At 63.4% G+C, this 333-nt stretch carries 1 protein-coding gene; it reads left to right on the plus strand.

The genetic code is table 11. From position 1 onward, the window contains the following. Positions 1–44: 44 nt before the first annotated feature. A partial coding sequence (locus tag J4G38_RS21705; protein WP_226163651.1) for a transposase occupies positions 45–333 on the plus strand: 289 nt, incomplete at its 3' end.

Consider the following 333-nt stretch of genomic DNA (forward strand, 5'->3'; position numbering starts at 1 on the left):
GGATTTAACTTTGCTGGATGAATCGCCGTACTTATCCAACCGATTTGACTGACGAACAATGGCTTCTGGTGGAGCCCTACGTGGCTACCAGTGGCTATGGACGGCCGCCGCTGCATACCAAACGGGAATTGCTCAACGCCATTTTCTATCAGGGCCGGGCCGGCAGCGCCTGGGCGCTGTTGCCGCATGACCTACCGCCCTGGCGCACGGTCTACAAGCAGTTCGAGGCGTGGCGCGAGGACGGGACCTGGGACCGGTTGATGGATGGCCTGCGCCGGAGCGTACGCCAACCGCAGCGCGCGGCCGAGCCCACAGCGGGGGCCATTGACACGC

The sequence above is a fragment of the Hymenobacter terricola genome, from assembly GCF_017921975.2.
GTDB lineage: Bacteria > Bacteroidota > Bacteroidia > Cytophagales > Hymenobacteraceae > Hymenobacter > Hymenobacter terricola.